The 16938-nt window shown below is 64.5% G+C and carries 17 protein-coding genes; 6 read left to right on the forward strand and 11 right to left on the reverse strand.

Features of this window, described 5'->3' with window-relative positions:
• The first annotated feature begins 8 nt into the window (after positions 1-8).
• Positions 9-1109 (forward strand): sn-glycerol-3-phosphate import ATP-binding protein UgpC, encoded by a 1101-nt coding sequence (locus tag JG747_RS07995; protein ID WP_202361524.1) that lies wholly within the window; start codon positions 9-11, stop codon positions 1107-1109.
• Between the two features lie 7 nt (positions 1110-1116).
• Positions 1117-1926, forward strand: coding sequence for a phosphodiesterase (locus JG747_RS08000; protein WP_202361525.1), 810 nt, complete (start codon positions 1117-1119; stop codon positions 1924-1926).
• A gap of 30 nt (positions 1927-1956) precedes the next feature.
• On the opposite strand, the gene JG747_RS08005 is transcribed toward JG747_RS08000, so the two are convergent.
• The 3 genes from JG747_RS08005 to JG747_RS08015 all read right to left on the reverse strand — a co-directional run bounded on the left by JG747_RS08005 (position 1957) and on the right by JG747_RS08015 (position 5799).
• Positions 1957-3039 carry an ABC transporter ATP-binding protein gene (locus JG747_RS08005; RefSeq protein WP_202361526.1) on the reverse strand — a complete coding sequence of 361 codons (1083 nt, stop codon included), beginning with the start codon at positions 3037-3039 and terminating at the stop codon, positions 1957-1959.
• Complete coding sequence (locus JG747_RS08010) at positions 3036-4616, reverse strand: ABC transporter permease (RefSeq protein ID WP_202361527.1); 1581 nt, start codon at positions 4614-4616, stop codon at positions 3036-3038. The genes JG747_RS08005 and JG747_RS08010 overlap by 4 nt, the downstream gene beginning before the upstream one ends.
• Before the next feature lie 175 nt (positions 4617-4791).
• Positions 4792-5799, reverse strand: coding sequence for an iron ABC transporter substrate-binding protein (locus tag JG747_RS08015; protein WP_069093196.1), 1008 nt, complete (start codon positions 5797-5799; stop codon positions 4792-4794).
• Positions 5800-6116: 317 nt separating this feature from the next.
• Here JG747_RS08015 and JG747_RS08020 point away from each other — a divergent pair, with 317 nt between their 5' ends.
• The 3 genes from JG747_RS08020 (at position 6117) to JG747_RS08030 (ending at position 9441) form a co-directional block, all read left to right on the forward strand.
• Positions 6117-6668, forward strand: coding sequence for a sigma-70 family RNA polymerase sigma factor (locus JG747_RS08020; RefSeq protein WP_019861390.1), 552 nt, complete (start codon positions 6117-6119; stop codon positions 6666-6668).
• 1 nt (position 6669) lies between these two features.
• Positions 6670-7308, forward strand: coding sequence for an NrsF family protein (locus JG747_RS08025; protein ID WP_019861389.1), 639 nt, complete (start codon positions 6670-6672; stop codon positions 7306-7308).
• A gap of 162 nt (positions 7309-7470) precedes the next feature.
• Entirely contained in the window at positions 7471-9441 is a 1971-nt protein-coding gene (locus JG747_RS08030) for a PAS domain S-box protein (RefSeq protein WP_244748348.1), read from the forward strand.
• Positions 9442-9450: 9 nt separating this feature from the next.
• Here the strand turns inward: JG747_RS08030 and JG747_RS08035 are convergent, their stop codons facing one another.
• From JG747_RS08035 to JG747_RS08065, 7 genes are all read right to left on the reverse strand, one after another.
• Positions 9451-10329 carry a 3-hydroxybutyryl-CoA dehydrogenase gene (locus JG747_RS08035; RefSeq protein ID WP_015315562.1) on the reverse strand — a complete coding sequence of 293 codons (879 nt, stop codon included), beginning with the start codon at positions 10327-10329 and terminating at the stop codon, positions 9451-9453.
• A gap of 116 nt (positions 10330-10445) precedes the next feature.
• A complete protein-coding gene (locus JG747_RS08040; protein WP_032931838.1) occupies positions 10446-11375 on the reverse strand; it encodes an electron transfer flavoprotein subunit alpha/FixB family protein in 930 nt (309 codons plus the stop codon).
• A gap of 23 nt (positions 11376-11398) precedes the next feature.
• Entirely contained in the window at positions 11399-12148 is a 750-nt protein-coding gene (locus JG747_RS08045) for an electron transfer flavoprotein subunit beta/FixA family protein (protein ID WP_038649929.1), read from the reverse strand.
• A gap of 234 nt (positions 12149-12382) precedes the next feature.
• Positions 12383-13183: a rhomboid family intramembrane serine protease gene (locus JG747_RS08050; RefSeq protein WP_019861384.1), complete on the reverse strand. Its 801-nt coding sequence runs from the start codon at positions 13181-13183 to the stop codon at positions 12383-12385.
• A gap of 32 nt (positions 13184-13215) precedes the next feature.
• Positions 13216-13797, reverse strand: a complete 582-nt coding sequence (locus tag JG747_RS08055) for a cob(I)yrinic acid a,c-diamide adenosyltransferase (protein ID WP_038649928.1) — start codon at positions 13795-13797, stop codon at positions 13216-13218.
• Between the two features lie 18 nt (positions 13798-13815).
• Positions 13816-14007, reverse strand: a complete 192-nt coding sequence (locus JG747_RS08060; protein WP_019861382.1) for a twin transmembrane helix small protein — start codon at positions 14005-14007, stop codon at positions 13816-13818.
• Positions 14008-14032: 25 nt separating this feature from the next.
• The gene (locus JG747_RS08065) at positions 14033-14899 is read right to left on the reverse strand and encodes an SDR family oxidoreductase (RefSeq protein WP_080643828.1); all 867 of its coding nucleotides are present in this window, start codon (positions 14897-14899) and stop codon (positions 14033-14035) included.
• Positions 14900-14957: 58 nt separating this feature from the next.
• Between JG747_RS08065 and JG747_RS08070 the strand changes: the two genes are divergently transcribed.
• Positions 14958-15809, forward strand: coding sequence for a YihY/virulence factor BrkB family protein (locus tag JG747_RS08070; RefSeq protein ID WP_027047430.1), 852 nt, complete (start codon positions 14958-14960; stop codon positions 15807-15809).
• A gap of 103 nt (positions 15810-15912) precedes the next feature.
• On the opposite strand, the gene JG747_RS08075 is transcribed toward JG747_RS08070, so the two are convergent.
• Complete coding sequence (locus JG747_RS08075) at positions 15913-16827, reverse strand: DMT family transporter (protein ID WP_019861379.1); 915 nt, start codon at positions 16825-16827, stop codon at positions 15913-15915.
• Between the last annotated feature and the right edge of the window lie 111 nt (positions 16828-16938).

The following is a 16938-nucleotide window of genomic DNA, read 5'->3' on the forward strand; positions in this document are numbered from 1 at the left end:
AGACAAAAATGGCCTCCATCACAATACGCGGCGTCAAGAAGAACTATGCCAAGACGCAGGTCGTGCACGGCGTCGACCTCGACTTCGCCTCGGGCGAATTCGTCGTCATCCTGGGACCGTCCGGCTGCGGCAAGTCCACGCTGCTCAGGATGATCGCCGGGCTGGAGGAGATTTCCGCCGGCGAGATCGCGATTGACGGCACGGTGGTCAACAAACTCGAACCCCGCGAGCGCGGCTGCGCCATGGTGTTCCAGAACTACGCGCTTTATCCGCACATGAGTGTTTCGCAGAACATCGGTTATTCGCTCAAGGTCGCCGGCGTTCCCTCGGCCGAGCGCCAGCAGCGCATCCAGGCGGTCGCGCGCACGCTGGAGCTCGAACACCTGCTCGACCGCAAGCCGATGGCGCTTTCCGGCGGCCAGAGGCAGCGCGTCGCTATGGGCCGCGCCATGATCCGCGAACCGAAGGTGTTCCTGTTCGACGAGCCGCTGTCCAATCTCGATGCCAAGCTGCGCGTGCAGATGCGCTCGGAAATCCGCAAGCTGCATCGCCGGCTGAACGCCACTTCGGTCTTCGTCACCCACGACCAGGTCGAGGCGATGACGCTGGCCGACCGGCTGGTGGTGATGAATGGCGGACGCGTCGAGCAGGTCGGCACGCCGGGTGAAATCTATACCCGCCCGGCCAGCCGCTTCGTCGCCACCTTCGTCGGCGCGCCGGCCATGAACATTCTGGAAGGCACAGTCGAGCTCGATGGGCTGTCGCTGCTCGGCGGCAGCCGGCGCCTGGCCATGGCACGCACCGGCCTGCCGGTCGGCACCAAGGTCGCGATGGGCATCCGGCCCGAGGCCGTCCGGCTGGTGGCGCCCGGCACGGCCGGCGCGCTCTACGCCACCGTCGATCTCGTGGAGGAACTGGGGGCGGGCCGGGTCATCTATGTCGATCTCGACGGCGCACCGTTTTCAGTGATGACGTCGGAGGCCGTCCACCCCGAGCCCGGCAGCCAGGTCGGCCTGAAGATTTCGCCGGACGACATGCATTTCTTCTCGTCGGAGACGGGAGCCCGCCTTGATGTCTTCAAGGCGTCCGTGCCCGAGCCGGCGCTCTGAAAGCATGATGAAGATCATCCAGGTCACCGACGTGCATCTTGGCCGGCAAGGCGAGCGCCGCTATGGCGCGGACCTGCATCAAAGGCTGGCATCCTGCATCGCGCATATCAATGCGCATCACGCCGACGGCGCCCTTTGTGTGTTCACCGGGGACCTGACCGAGACCGGCGCGCCGCAGAGCTATGCCGATCTGCGCGCGGCGCTGAGCGCGCTGTCGATACCGTACAGGCTGCTGCCCGGCAACCATGACGGGCGGGCCAATCTCGTCGCGGCGTTCCCGGAAAATCCGGTCGACGAGAACGGCTTTGTGCAGTCGGTCCATGACACCGGCAACGAAGTGCTGCTGTTCCTCGATTGCCTGGCGGAAGGGCGCATCGAAGGCGAATTGTGTGAAAGGCGGCTTGCCTGGCTCGAAGCCCGGCTGGACCAATCAGCCGGCAGGGCCGCCTACGTCTTCCTGCACCATCCGCCGGTCGCGCTCGGCCTGCCGCAGCTCGATCCGTTGGCGCTTGAACAGCCCGCGCGGTTGCTCAGCCTGCTGAAGCGCCATGGCAACGTCCGCCATATCTTCTTCGGCCATGTCCATCGCGACATCGCCGGCACCGTCGCAGGGATTCCGTTCTCGGCGCAGCGCGGCCTGCATGCAAGGTTCGAACTTGCGCTTGACCGGTCGAGCGAAATCGTCGAGCAGGCGCCGCCCTCCTACGCCGTCATCCTCGTCGACAGCGCCAATGAGCGGGTGGTCGTGCATGGCTGTGATTTTCTCGAGCGCTGGCCGATCTATTCAGCCGAAACCGGCGAACGCATCACAGCGTGAACTGCGCGCCGGACGCCGGCCCTCGGTCGCCTAGACGAACACATGCGCCTTTCCCGACACGGTCAGCCGGACGATCTCGCCGACTGCTGGTGCGTCCATGCCGGATTTGCGCAGGATCAGCGGCGTGTTGCCGATAGCGGCGGCGTCCGGTGGATCGAAATTGTTCAGGAGCCGCACCGCGATCGTGCATGTCGAGCCGGCGAATTCCGATTCTGTCACCTCGCCAAACAGCATGTCGGGGGTGCCCGACATGCCTTCGCGCGACGTGCGCTTCAGCCCGATCTGCTCCGGCCGCAGCATGATGCGGGCGACATCGCGGCTGTCATTTGTGTCGACGGCGATGCGGCCGAGCGGCGAGTTGGCGAAGCCGCCCGAGATGCTCGCCGGCAGGATGATGGCGTCGCCGAGGAATTCGGCGATCATCCTGTCCTTCGGCTTGAGATAGAGATCGCGCGGCGTGCCGACCTGCGAGAATTTGCCGTCGCGCATCACCGCCACCTGGGCAGCGAAGGACAGTGCTTCGGCCTGGTCGTGGGTCACCAGGATGGTGGTGATGCCGGCCGCCTCCAGAAGTTCGGCCACCGCCTTGCGCATCGAGGCGCGCAGGGCGGTGTCGAGCGCCGAGAACGGCTCGTCGAGCAGCATCAGCCGCGGCTTCATCGCCATGGCGCGGGCGAGCGCCACGCGCTGCTGCTGGCCGCCGGAAAGTTCGTGCGGGCGGCGCTTGAGGATCGCCTTGTCCAGCCCGACGATGTAGGCCAACTCGACGATGCGCTCGGCGCGTTTGTCATCGCCGCGGCCCATGCCGAAACCGATATTGTCGCTGATGGTCAGATGCGGGAACAGGGCGCCGTCCTGCGCCACCACGCCGATGCCGCGGCGATGCGCCGGGATGGCGGCGCCGCCATTGGCCAGCACCTCGCCGTCGAGCACGATGCGGCCCTGGTCCGGTGCCTCGAAACCGGCGATCAGCCGCAGCAAGGTGGTCTTGCCGCAGCCGGAGGGGCCGACGATCGCGGTGCGGCTGCCGCTGGCGACATCGAGGTCGACGCCGGCCAGTGCGGCGACCGGGCCGTAATGCTTGCGCAAGCCTTTGATTTCGAGAAAGCTCATCGTCCGGCCATCCGTTTCGACTGGACATAGAGCACCCAGGTCAGCGGCAGCGACATCGCCACCATGATGAAGGCGTAAGGGGCCGCCGAGGCGTAGTCGATCTCGCCGCTGTAGGACCAGAATGCCATCGCCAGCGTGCGCGTGCCGTTCGGCGCCAGCATCTGGGTCGCTGTCAGTTCGTTCATGATGCCGAGCGCCACCAGCGCCATGCCGGCCGCCGCACCTGGCGCCGACAGGCGGATGGTCGTCGACCACAGCGCGTTGAGCGGCCGCCTGCCGAGGCTGGACGCGGCGCGCTCGAGCTCGACCGGCGCCTGGGCGATCGAGGCGCGCAGGCTGACCAGGGCACGCGGCAGGAACATGAGGGCATAGGCGACCAGGATGGTGAACAGCGTCTGATAGAGCGGAAGCGCAATGCGCACGGTGATGGTGACCAGCGCCAGCGCAATGACGACACCCGGTAGCGAGCCGACGATGTAGTTGCAACCCTCCAGCAGGCGCTGCAGCGGTCCCGGCGCGCGGATCGAGATCCAGGCCATCGGCATGGCGGCGACAGTGGCAAGCAGTGCCCCGGCAAGCGCCAGGAACAGCGTCTGGCCGAGCGCCAGGCCAATCTCGTCGAGACGCCAGACCTCGGCGCCGCCGGCGATGAGCCAGCGGCCGATGGTGACGAACGGCACGCCGAGCGCCAGCAGCGTGGTGACCACCAGCAAGGCCAGGCTTGGGATGGTGGCGCGGCCGAGGTTCGTGCGCTGCTGGGAACGCGCCGCGCCGGAACCGACACGGGCATAACGCTCTTCGCCGCGCACCAGCACTTCGAGGCCCAGAAGCACGAAGCAGCAGGTCACCAGCACGCCGGCCAACATGTTGGCGGCCGGTCCGTTGAAGGTCGATTGGAACTGGTCGACGATCGCCGTGGTGAAGGTGTCGAAGCGGATGAAGACATAGAGGCCGTATTCGGCCAGCAGATGCAGTCCGACCAGCAGCGAGCCGCCGCAGATGGCGAGCCTGAGCTGCGGCATCACGACTCGCCAGAAGACGCGCCAGGGCCCAAGGCCAAGGGCGGCGGCCGCGTCCTCCAGGGCTGGATCGAGACGGCGCAGCGCTGCCGATATCGGCAGATAGAGGAAGGGAAAATAGGCGATCACCGACACCAGCACGCCGGCCCACAGGCCATGCAGGCCGGGCACCATGGTGATCCAGGCATAGGAGTGCACGAAAGCGGGGATGGCGAGCGGCGCCACGCACAGCCAGGCCCACAGCCTTGCGCCGGGCAGGTCGCTGCGCTCGGTCAGCCAGGCCAGCGCGACAGACAACATGATGGCGATCGGCACGGTCAGCAGCACCAGCAGCGTGGTGTTGACCAGCAGTTCCCCGACGCGCGGCCGGAAGACCAGCGCCGACACAGTCTCCCAGCCGGTCTGCACCGCGATCCAGATGATGAAGGCGAGCGGCAAAAGGGCGGACAGCGCGACGAGAACAGCGGCGGTGACAAGCCAGCGTGCCGCCCGCCGATGCGGCGTTCGGCGCATCTTCGACGGCAGGTCGACGCGCCCGAGATCGACGGCGGACTGCATCAGCTCGGACGCCCCACGGTTGCGGCGGTATGCCGGCAATCGAGGGACCACTCTCGGAGGTCAGGAACGCAGCGTGTCGTCATCGACGAATGCCATCTCGAAAACAAAACGCTCCCGCGGAAGGTGGATTCCCACGGGAGCACGGTCGGTTAGTCCTTATTAGGACGAACGACAACTAAAGCAAGCCGGCTGCCGTCATCAGGTCGGAGACCTTCTTGGAGTTCAGCGTCGTGGCGTCGACCTTCGGTGCCTGCAGGTCGGCCAGCGGAACGAGCTTCGGGTTGGACTCGGCACCCTTGCCGACAGCGTATTCGAAGGAGTTTCCGTTCTTCAGCACATCCTGGCCGCCCTTGCCGGTCACCCATTTCAGGAAGGCCTGGGCTTCCTTCTGATGCTTGCTCGAGGCGAGCACGCCGCCACCCGAGACCGAGACGAAAGCGCCCGGATCCTGGTTCTTGAAATAGTGCAGCGCGACGTTCTTGCTGTTCTCGCCGGTCTTGGCCTGATCGCCGAAGTAGTAATAGTGGTAGATCACCCCGCCGTCGATCTCGCCGGCGTTGACCGCCTTCATCACCGTGCTGTTGCCCTTGTAGGCGGTGAAGTTCTCCTTCATCGCCTTCAGCCAGTCCGCCGTGGCGGCCTCGCCCTTGAGTTGCAGCAGCGCGCTGACGATGGCCTGGAAATCGGCCCCCGAGGGCGAGGCCGCCCAACGGCCCTTCCAGCTCGGATCGGCGAGGTCGAGCAGCGACTTCGGCAACTGCTCGGCCTTGAGCTTGGTCGTGTTGTAGGCAAAGACGGTGCTGCGCGCGGCCACGCCCACCCATTTGCCGCTGGTCGCCTGATAGTCCTGCGGCACCTGTGCCAGCGTGTCGGCATCGACGGGCGCGAACAGACCGGCATTCTCGACCAGCACCATGGCGGGCGAATTCTCCGTCAGGAACACGTCGGCGGGCGAGGCGGCCCCCTCGGCTACGATCTGGTTGGAGAAGTCGCTGTCGCCGCCATTGCGCAGCGTGACCTTGATGCCGGTCTCCTTGGTGAAACCTTCGGCCCATTCCTTGGCCAGGCTCTCGTGCTGGGCGTTGTAGACGATGATGCCGGCATCCTCGGCCGTCGCCGGACCGGCGGCCAGGCCGATTGCAAGTGCGGCGGCGCCGACAAGGGCGGAAAGGGTGTATCTCATGGCGTCATCCTTGCTTTCGTTGGTCTTGGCATGCTGCACCTATCGATACATGACACGAATAGTCAACATTGTTGATCTGCTTCAATCGGTCGCTGAGGCACAAAGAGCGGCGCGAGGCGGACAATTCAATGTGATGGCATCCCGGACCGACGGTTTTCGCAAGACGTATGAGCAAGGCCCGTCAGGTCGTCCGGTCTGGGCTGAGCCTCCAGGGCCTGCAAACTTTCGTGATTTGCCCGTAGTTTGGCTTGGACATTATTTCGCCGGCCACGTAACAAATCAGTGCCGAGGCACGAAAATCGGGGGAGTGAACTCTTGTGAGCGGCAAGGACGAGGCCGAGCTTTCCCGGCTGTTGCGGGCCGCGATCGCCGGAGATGAAAAGGCCTATGCCGACTTTCTGCACCGGATTGCCGCGCTGGTGCGCGGCTTTGTCCGGCGCAAGATCGTGCAGGGCGGAGTCGATCCCGAGGATGTCGTGCAGGAAACCTTGCTGGCCATTCATGTGAAACGGCATACCTGGCGCCAGGACGCGCCGGTGCTGCCGTGGATCTATGCGATCGCCCGCTTCAAGCTGATCGATGCGTTCCGGCGGCGCGGTCGGCGCATCGAAATCGATGTCGACGATATCGCCGAGACCTTCGCCGAACCGGAAACCGAAACCGTCAGCGAGCGCGACATCAACAGGGCCCTGGACGGGCTGCCGCCGGCACAGCGTTCGGTGGTTTCGGCCGTATCCGTGGAAGGCCGCTCGATCGGCGAGACGGCGGCGAAGTTCGGCATCAGCGAGACGGCGGTGCGTGTGTCGCTGCATCGCGGGCTAGCCGCCATAGCCAAGCGATTCGGGCAGGGGCGATTCGGGCGGGAATGACATGAGGACCGAGGATCTCATCAAGGCGCTCGACGCCGATGCAAGCAGCAAGGCGATGCCGCTGCGCTCGGCCTGGTGGCTGGCGGCTGGCGCGGCCATTGTCATCGCGGCAGTCGTTTTTCTGCTGACGATCGGCCCGCGCCCCGACTTCATGGTGGCCGCGCACACGATGCGCTTCCTGTCCAAATTCGTCTTCACCATCGTGCTTGCCGTCACCGCCTTCGGCCTGATACGGGCGCTGTCGACACCGGGCGCCTCAACGGCCAGGGCCGTGGCCTGGATGGCCGCGGCCCCTCTGCTGGTGGCCGTGGCGGTGGTTCTGGAACTCCTCATGGTGCCGGAGGCGTTGTGGGGCACCAGGATGATCGGCTCCAACATGATGATCTGCATGGGCTTCATCCCGCTGATCGGCATCGGCCCGCTGGCCATCTTCCTGTGGATGCTGCGCTATGGCGCGCCGACGCGGCCGGTGCTTGCCGGCGCGGTGGCGGGGCTGCTCGCCGGCGGGCTGGCGGCGACCTTCTATGCCGCGCACTGTTTCGACGATTCGCCGCTTTTCGTCGCCACCTGGTACACGATCGCGATCGCGATTCTCGCCTTGCTTGGCGCGCTCGGCGGTCGGTTTTTCGTGCGCTGGTAGCAGGATAGAAGCGGCCACACCCCGTGCACACCGATCCTTAATCATGCCGGCGATTGTTTGCCGGTTGAGCATATCGCGGTCCCCCTACGCAACCTTTCCTTAAAATCGATCCTCCAGGGTTTTAACGGGAAAAAGCGATTGCCCACGGGGGTGGCACGGATCGTGATACTACGAGGACCGATCAGGCTCGACAAACATGCAACGCCGGCGTTGCTCGTGGCCGGCGTCGCCTCGGCCTCGGCCCTGCTGTCGAGGCTGGACCTTGGCGCTGAAGCGCTCAGATTTTGCCTTCAAGTGTCGGTCGCGTTGACAATCGGCGCGCTTTTCTTCGCCTGTCTTTTCATCGGCCGTATCTCGAAAGATCGGCGGCAGATCGCGGAGAGCGAGCAGCGCTTCCGCCGGGCGATGGAGGACTCGGCAATCGGCATCGCCGTCGTCAGCCTCGATGGGCGCATTGTGCAGACCAATCCGGCGTTCGCCTCGATGCTCGGCTACAGCCGCGAAGAGATCGAGGCGCTGACCTTTTTCCAGATCACGCACCCCGACGACCTGCATGTCGGGCGGGAAACCATGGAAGGCATCAAAGCTGGCACGGTCAACGCCTTCCAGTTCGAGAAGCGTTACCTTAAGAAGGACGGCACACCCGTCTGGGGCCATCTCGCCGGCTCCGTCATTCGAGAGGAGAAGAGCGGCCGCCCGCTCTATCTCGTTTCACAGATCGAGGACATCGACGCGCGCAAACAGGCCGAGGCGCGCATCGCCGAGGCCGAAACGCGCTGGAATTTCGCGCTTGCCGGCGCCGGCCAGGGCGTCTGGGATCTCGACATCCGCAAAGGCGGCACGACCTACTCCTCGACCTGGGTCAAGATGCTGGGTTATGCGGATGGCGAACTCGATGGCGACCCCGATCGTTGGCTGACGATGATCCATCCCGACGACCGCGAAACCGTCGCCGAGGCGGATCGCGCCCATCTCGATGGCCAGACAGAGTTCTTCGAGGCCGAGTTCAGGATGCGTCACAAGGACGGCCGCTGGATCTGGATACTCGACCGCGGCAAGGCCATAGAGCGCGACGGGGAGGGGCGTCTGATCAGGGCCATCGGCAGCCTGACCGACATCACCCGGCGCAAGGAGGCCGAAGAGCGCCTGACGGTATCGGCGGCAATGCTGGCCGACGAGAAGGAGCGGCTCCGGGTGACGCTGCAGTCGATCGGCGATGCCGTCATCTGTACCGATGCGGCGAACCGCGTCACCTTCATGAATCCGGTTGCCGAGAAGCTGACCGGCGTCTCGGGGGAGGCGGCTCTCGGCAAGACGCTCGGTCATGTCTATTGGGCGGTGGACGAGGAGACGGGACACAGGATCGGCGTGACACGGCCGGCGATCGGTGCGGAGACGCCCTCCGACCACAACAGCCGCGCCGTGCTGGTCCGCCGCGACGACACACGCTGCAGTATCCGTCAGGTCGTGTCGCCGATCATGAACGAGCGCAACGAATTCTGCGGGCTGGTCATCGTCTTCCAGGATTTTACCGATGCACGCGCCCTGCAGCGCCAGCTTGCCCACGCCGCCGCGCATGATGCGCTGACCGGCCTTGCCAATCGCTCGAGCTTCATCCGCACCATGGAGGAGCTGGTCGATCAGGCCCGCAAGGATGCCGCCGGGGCTGGCAGCAGCCGCCATCAGTTCATGTTCATCGACCTCGACCATTTCAAGCTGGTCAACGACACCGGCGGTCACGCCGCCGGAGACGCCTTGCTGAAGCGGGTGGCACAGGCCGTGCGTGGCGTACTGGGGCCTGAAGACATCGTCGCGCGCCTGGGCGGCGACGAATTCGCGGTCGTCCTGAAATCGGGCTCGACCGCCGGCGCCAGGATCGCGGCGCGCTCCATCATCGATGCGATAACGGGCTTGAACTTCACCTGGGATGGCCGGCCGCATGCCATCGGCGCCAGCATAGGTGTGGCTGCAGTCAACGCCAATTGCGGTGAGGCCGACGAGATCATCGCAAGGGCTGACGCTGCCTGCTACGCGGCCAAGGCGGCCGGCCGCGGATGCGTTCGCATGGCGCCCGACAGCACGGTCGCCGGCGACAAGTCGGAGCCGGCCGCGCCGCTTGCCGCGGCGTCGTGAACGCACGCGTCAGCGCGTCGGAACGGGGTGCTCGCCGCGATAATCGTAGAAACCGCGCCCGGTCTTGCGGCCTAGCCAGCCGGCTTCGACATATTTGACCAGCAGCGGGCAGGGGCGATACTTCGAATCCGACAGGCCGTCATGCAGCACCTGCATGATCGACAGGCAGGTGTCGAGGCCGATGAAATCGGCCAGCTGCAGCGGTCCCATCGGATGGTTGGCGCCAAGCCGCATGGCGGTGTCGATGGCGTCGACCGAGCCGACACCCTCATAGAGCGTGTAGATCGCCTCGTTGATCATCGGCAGCAGGATGCGGTTGACGATGAAGGCCGGGAAATCCTCCGAGACCGTGATCGTCTTGTCGAGCTGCTTCACATAGGTCTTGGCCGCCTCGAAGGTCTGGTCCTCGGTGGCGATGCCGCGCACCAGCTCGACCAGCTTCATCAGCGGCACCGGGTTCATGAAATGTATGCCGATGAAGCGCTCGGGCCGGTCGGTCTGTGCGGCGAGCCGCGTGATCGAGATTGACGAGGTGTTGGTCGCCAGTATGGCTTCGGGATTGAGCTGCGGGCAGAGCTGCGCGTAGATCTTGCGCTTGACCGTCTCGTCCTCTGTCGCCGCCTCGATCACCAGATCGGCGCCGGCGAGATCGGCCATCGTCGGCGCGGAGGCAATGCGCGCCATCGCCTGGTTGCGCAGCTTCTCGTCGAGCTTGCCCGAGCCTACCTGGCGGGCCATGTTGCCGCTGATGGTGGCGATGCCCTTTTCAATGCGGTCGGGCGAAATATCGTAGATCAGCACCTTGTAGCCCGATAGCGCGGAGACATGGGCGATACCCCCACCCATCTGGCCTGCGCCGATGATGCCGATCGTCTCGATCTTGCTCATTACACCGATCCCGTCCAAAGGCTTTTGCAGCCTGCTTTTTGTGCGGTGCAAACTAAAAGGGCGGGGCGACTTCGTCTACCCCACCCCAAGCATTTAATACGCTTTGCCAGAGAGCGTCAAAGCGCCTTCTGCAACTCCGGCAGAATGACGAAGAGATCGCCGACGAGGCCGTAGTCGGCAACCTGGAAGATCGGGGCCTCCTCGTCCTTGTTGATGGCGACGATGACCTTGGAATCCTTCATGCCGGCGAGATGCTGGATGGCGCCGGAAATGCCGACGGCGATGTAGAGGTCCGGAGCGACCACCTTGCCGGTCTGGCCGACCTGCCAGTCGTTCGGCGCATAGCCGGCATCGACGGCGGCGCGCGAAGCGCCTACCGCCGCACCGAGCTTGTCGGCGACCGGCAGGATGACCTCCTGGAACTTCTCCGAGGAGCCGAGCGCGCGGCCGCCGGAGATGATGATCTTGGCCGAGGTCAGTTCCGGACGGTCGGTCTCCGACAGCTTGTTCTCGACGAAGGTGGACAGGCCGGGATTGGCCGCTGCCTTGACAGTCTCAACCGCGGCCGAGCCACCCTCGGGCGCTGCCTGGAAGGAGGCGGTGCGCACGGTGATGACCTTCTTGGCGTCGGTCGACTGCACGGTCTGGATGGCGTTGCCGGCATAGATCGGCCGCTTGAACGTATCCGGCGAGACCACTTCGATGATCTCGGACACCTGCGCGACATCGAGCAGGGCCGCGACGCGCGGCGCGACGTTCTTGCCCGACGAGGTCGCTGGCGCGATGATGGTGTCGTAACCGCCGGCGAGCGACACGACGAGGGCTGCCGTCGGTTCGGCGAGACGCTCGGCGAGTTCGTCGGCTTCGGCGAGCAGCACTTTGCTGACGCCCTTGAGCTTGGCCGCGGCGTCCGCAGCACCCTTGGCGCCCTTGCCGGCCACCAGCACATGCACGTCCGAGCCGATCTGCAGGGCCGCCGAAAGCGCCTTGGCGGTCTGGTCGGAGAGGCTGGCGTTGTCGTGTTCGGCGATGAGGAGAATTGCCATTTATCTGTTCCTTTCCCGATCGCTTACAAAACGCCGGCTTCGTTCTTGAGCTTGTCGACCAGTTCGGCGACGCTCTTGACCTTGACGCCCGCCTTGCGGCCGCCCGGCTCCTCGGTCTTGATGACCTTGAGGCGCGGCTTGACGTCGGCGCCGTAGTCGGCCGGGGTCCTTTCGTCGAGCTGCTTCTTCTTGGCCTTCATGATGTTGGGCAGCGAGGCATAGCGCGGCTGGTTGAGACGAAGGTCCGCGGTGACGATCGCCGGCATCTTCAGTTCCACCGTCTGCAGGCCGCCGTCGACTTCGCGCGTCACCTTGGCCTTGTCGCCGTCGAGCACCACCTTGGAAGCGAAGGTGCCTTGCGCCCAGCCGAGCAGGGCCGCCAGCATCTGGCCGGTCTGGTTCGAATCGTCGTCGATCGCCTGCTTGCCGAGGATGACGAGGCCGGGCTGTTCGGCATCGACCACACCCTTCAGCACCTTGGCGACGCCGAGCGGCTCGGTCTGCTCGTCGGTCTTGACCAGGATGGCGCGGTCGGCGCCCATGGCAAGCGCGGTGCGCAAGGTTTCCTGCGCCTGCTGCGGGCCGATAGAGACGACGATGATTTCTTCGGCCTTGCCGGCTTCCTTGAGCCGGATCGCCTCTTCCACCGCGATCTCGTCGAACGGGTTCATCGCCATCTTGACGTTGGCCAGTTCCACCGCCGAACCGTCGGCCTTCACGCGAACTTTGACGTTCGCATCCACAACCCGCTTCACGGGCACAAGGATCTTCATTGCCTGTCACCTCTTCACGCTAGTTGGGCGCGCTATAACAGCTTGCGCCCTTTCTGAGTTGTCGAAAGCCGACATTCCTGACTGAATTCCGGCCAGACGGAATTCTGGCCGGATGGAAATTCTGGTCTTTGCCCGTCCTGGACTGCTCCTTAACAGCCCTGGCGCTCGGACGGAGACGTTTCCGTAGTTGGGGCAACCCCTGCCGTCAATACGCTGAAAGCGGCTCAAATCGGTTCAGTTTGGGCCAGACGGGTTTCCCCGGCCCCAGCGCGTCGTGGTGGCCTGCGGTTCAGGCGCCGCTGGTTCGGCGGCAACCGGAGGCTGGTCTGATGTGGGAACCACGGCATCCTCATCTGCGCCGGCAAAAAGCGGCACGCCGCGGCTGCGCAGGACCAGAACAAGCACCGCGCCTGCAATGATGCCGCCGATATGACAGGCCCAGGAAATCTGGTCCTCGCCGCCGGTGGCGAACATGAAGACCTGGAACAGCACCCACAGGATAAGCGGGATGAAGGCCGGAATGCGCAGCGGGATGCGGGCAAAGGCCAGGACCCAGACCTTAACCCTGGGATAGAGGATCAGATAGGCGACGACCACGCCGGCGATGGCGCCTGAGGCACCGATCAGCGGCACTTGCGAATCCCAGGCGATAAGCCCCTGGAAGGCGGCGCCGGCGATGGCGCACAGGAGATAGAAGATCAGGTAGCGGATGTGGCCGAGCGCGTCCTCGACATTGTCGCCGAACACCCACAGGAACAGCATGTTGCCGCCAAGGTGGAAGATGTCGGCATGCAGAAAGGAATAGGTGAGGTAGCTCAGGCTTTCCGGAATGATGATGAACCGGGGGTCAAGCTCGGCCGTGTTGTGGACAACGGACGGAATAAAGCCGAGGCCAAGCACGGCGGCATTGGTGAAGTTCTCGCCGCCGAGTGCCGTGGCGCAATAGACCAGCGCGTTGACCACGATCAGGCCGATCGTCACATATTGCAGGCGGATGTGGCGCAGCCTGTTGGTGTCGTAAAGCGGGATGAACATGCGTGCCTGGTCCCCTCCGCTTTTCGATCCGTTCAGCGGTTCTTGCCGGGAACCCATAGCACGTCGCCATTTCCATTGTCATTGACCGCCCGGGCGGCGACAAACAGGAAATCCGAGACGCGGTTGATGTATTTCAACCCGTCGCGGTTGACGTGCTCGCCCGGGTCTTGAGCCAGCGCCACCATTAGCCGTTCGGCTCGCCGCGCCACCGTGCGGGCCAGATGCAGCGCTGCCGCCGCCGGCGTGCCACCGTTGAGCACGAAGGATTTGAGTGGCTGCAGATCCTTGTTGAGGAGGTCGATGTCCTTTTCGACGCGGTCGGTCTGCGCGGCAACGATACGCAGCGGCTCGTAGCCAAGCGGCTTGCCGTCATCGGGCACGGCGAGATCGGCGCCGAGGTCGAACAGATCGTTCTGGATGCGCGACAGCATGGCATCGATCGCCGGGTGGTTGGCTGCCGTGTGCACGCGGGCGATGCCGATGCAGGCATTGGCTTCGTCGACCGTGCCGTAGGCGTCCACCCGCAGATCGGATTTCAGCCGCCGCTCACCAGTGCCGAGACCCGTCGTGCCGTCATCGCCGGTGCGGGTGTAGATCTTGTTGAGCTTGACCACATCGCCTCCCGAACGGCCTCACTTGCGGGTGAAATACACGGCCAGCAGGATCAGCGCCAGCGCCACGGCCTGCAGCATGACGCGTGCCTGCATCAGCTTGTTGGAGGTGACGCCGGACCCGCCGCGCATCATGTTGATGAGGCCTCGGATCAGCACGATCGCCACGGCGGCCATGACCAGAATGGCGAGGATATTGAAGACGGTTGCCATTGTTGCGTTTCCAGTTGTTTCGCGTTCAGGCGCGTTTGGCCATCAGGCGGTAGAGCATCGAAGCCGGCAGGATACGTTTGAGCGCCGCGCCGATTTTAGCCGGCACCGTTACCACATAGTGCGGACGCGGGCGCCGCGACAGAAGGGCATGACGCAGAACCTTGTGGACTACTTCCGGCCCGGGCTTCAACGCCGATTGGCTGCCGCCGGCGCGCAGCCGCTCCAGCTGCGCGGCATAGTCCGCGCGGTGCACGGAATTCTCGATGTCGATGTTCTTCAGGAACCAGGGGAGGCCGTTGCTGGCGATCTTCGATTTCACCGGCCCCGGTTCGATCAGCGAAACATGGACGCCGCTGCCGTCCAGTTCCTGACGCTGGCAGAGCATCAGCGCCTCGAGCGCATGTTTGGATGCCGAATAGGCGCCGCGAAAGCGCACCGGCACCAGACCGAGGATCGACGAGCAATGGACGAGACGGCCGTGACCCTGGCGGCGCATCACCGGCACGAGACGGCTGGTCAGATCATGCCAGCCGAAGAAATTGACCTCGAACTGCTGCTTGAGCGCGGCCACCGACAGATCCTCGACCGCGCCGGCCTGGGCGTATGCGCCGTTGTTGAACAGGGCATCGAGCCGGCCGCCGGTGCGCTCGAACACCGCCGTCACCAGGGCGGCAATGGAGCCCGGTTCGCTGTAGTCGAGGTAGAAAGCCTCGATGCCGTCACTTTCGAGCGCGGCGATGTCCTCGGGTTTTCGGGCTGTTGCAAAGACCCGCCAGCCTTGCGCCTTGAGTGCCCGGGCGCAATATGCACCTATGCCGGACGAGGCGCCGGTGACGATGATGGTGCGCAATTCCTGCGCCGTCGGACTCGTGGTTTCGCCAAGGGTTGCCATTTGCCGCATTCACTTCCCATATTCGCGGCGTCGAGACAATCGAAGGGAACGCGGGTTCTTGTTGCGGAATATTGTCGCCCTGCGCCGCGTGCTCTACGACGCGCTCGGCCATTTCAACACCGATGACGGCTGGGCGATGGCCAGCCATCTGGCGATCACCTCGCTGATGGCGCTGTTTCCTTTCCTGATCTTCGCCACGACGCTGGGCAGCTTCCTCGGCGCCCAGGCCTTTGCCGACACGGCCGTGCACCTGGTCTTCGACACCTGGCCGGATCAGATCGCCAAGCCGATCGCGCATGAGGTGCTGAACGTGCTGACCGTCCGGCGCACCGACCTGTTGACCTATGGCGTGCTGCTTGCCGCCTATTTCGCGTCGAACGGCATAGAGGCGCTGCGCACCTCGCTCAACCGCGCCTATCGTGTCACCGAGACGCGCGGCATCATCTACCGCCGGGTGCAGAGCATCTTCTTCGTGCTGATCGCGACGGCCGGCTTCCTGGCGATCAGCGTGCTTCTGGTGTTCGCACCCCTGCTGGCGCGGCTGGCGGAAGCGCATTTCGAATGGATAAAGCCCTATACCGGCACGATCACGCTGTGGCGCTACGTCATCGCCTCGGCCGTCATCATCGGCGGGTTGTTTGCCGTGCACTACTGGCTGCCGGCCGGCAAGCGCCGCTTCGTCTCGCTGGTGCCGGGCATCGTCTTCACACTGGCCGCATGGCTCATCGGCTCGACGATGTTCGCCACATATCTCGACCATTTCTCGTCCTATGTGACGACTTACGCCGGGTTGGCCTCGATCATGATCGCGGTGGTGTTCCTCTACATCGTCTCGGCGATCTTCATCCTCGGCGGCGAGCTCAACGCTGCGATCAGCCGCTATCTCGAGGCGCGTGCCCGGGTCGGATGAGGCGGTGCCGAATTGAGGAATTGAGGAAATGAGGAACTAAGGAATTGAAGAAATGAAGAACTGAGGAAAAAGGCGGCCATATCTGGCGCCGTGTGCTTTTTCCTCAATTCCTCAATTCCTCAGTTCTTTTCAATCCCTCAATTCTTCCCTTGGTCTGCCGCGCCGTTGCCAGGCCGACGCCGAAGGTGGTGATCGCCATGCCGACGATCTGCAACGCGTTGAGCTGTTCGTCGAAAAGCGCCCAGGCGATGATCGCCGTCACCGCCGGCACCAGGTAGAACAGCGAGGCGACTTTCGACATTTCGCCGTCGCGGATCATCACCATCAGCAGGAAGATGGCGCCGAGCGACAGCACCAGCACCAGCCAGGCCATGGCGAAGATCAGTTCGCCATTGATGATGACGGTGTGCGTTTCGAAGGCGAGCGCGGCCAGGATCATCAGCGAGGCGCCGCCGACATATTGCCACATGGTTGCTGCGACGAGGTCGCCGCCGGAAGCAAAACGCTTCTGCCAGATGGTGCCGGCGCTCATGCCGAGCACCGAGACCAGCGAGGCGGTCAGCGTCGCCGCGGTCACGCCGCCGCCGAGCGCGCCGAGCTTTGGCCACAGCACGATGACGATGCCGATCAGGCCGATGCCAAGGCCAAGCCAGTGGCGCGGCAGGATGGCCTCGCCCAGGAACTTGCCGGCAAGCACGGCGGTGATCAGTGGTTGCAGGCCGACGATCAGGGCCGAAAACCCGGCCGGCATGCCCCTGTGGATGGCCCAGAAGACGGCGCCGAGATAGACGCCATGCATCAGCACGCCGGCGCCGGTGGCGTGCAGCGCCTCCTTGCGGGTAGCTCGCTTCGAACCCAGAACGGGCATCAGGGCTGCCAGCAGGATGGCCGCTATGACGAAACGGGCGGCGAGGAAGGTGAACGGCTCCGCCCATGGCATGGCATAGCGCGCGCCGATGAAGCCGGTCGCCCACAGGACGACGAATGTGGCGGGGATGAACCGCTTGATGCTTTGCATTTTCCGGAGACCGCTACGCTGGTGAGAAACTGACCGTGGCGCTGCTCTAATCCCGTTCAACCCGAGGCGCAAAACGAAACGATTGATCCATGCATCACGGGAATTCAATCG

Source organism: Mesorhizobium sp. 131-3-5, assembly GCF_016756575.1.
Lineage (GTDB): Bacteria > Pseudomonadota > Alphaproteobacteria > Rhizobiales > Rhizobiaceae > Mesorhizobium > Mesorhizobium jarvisii.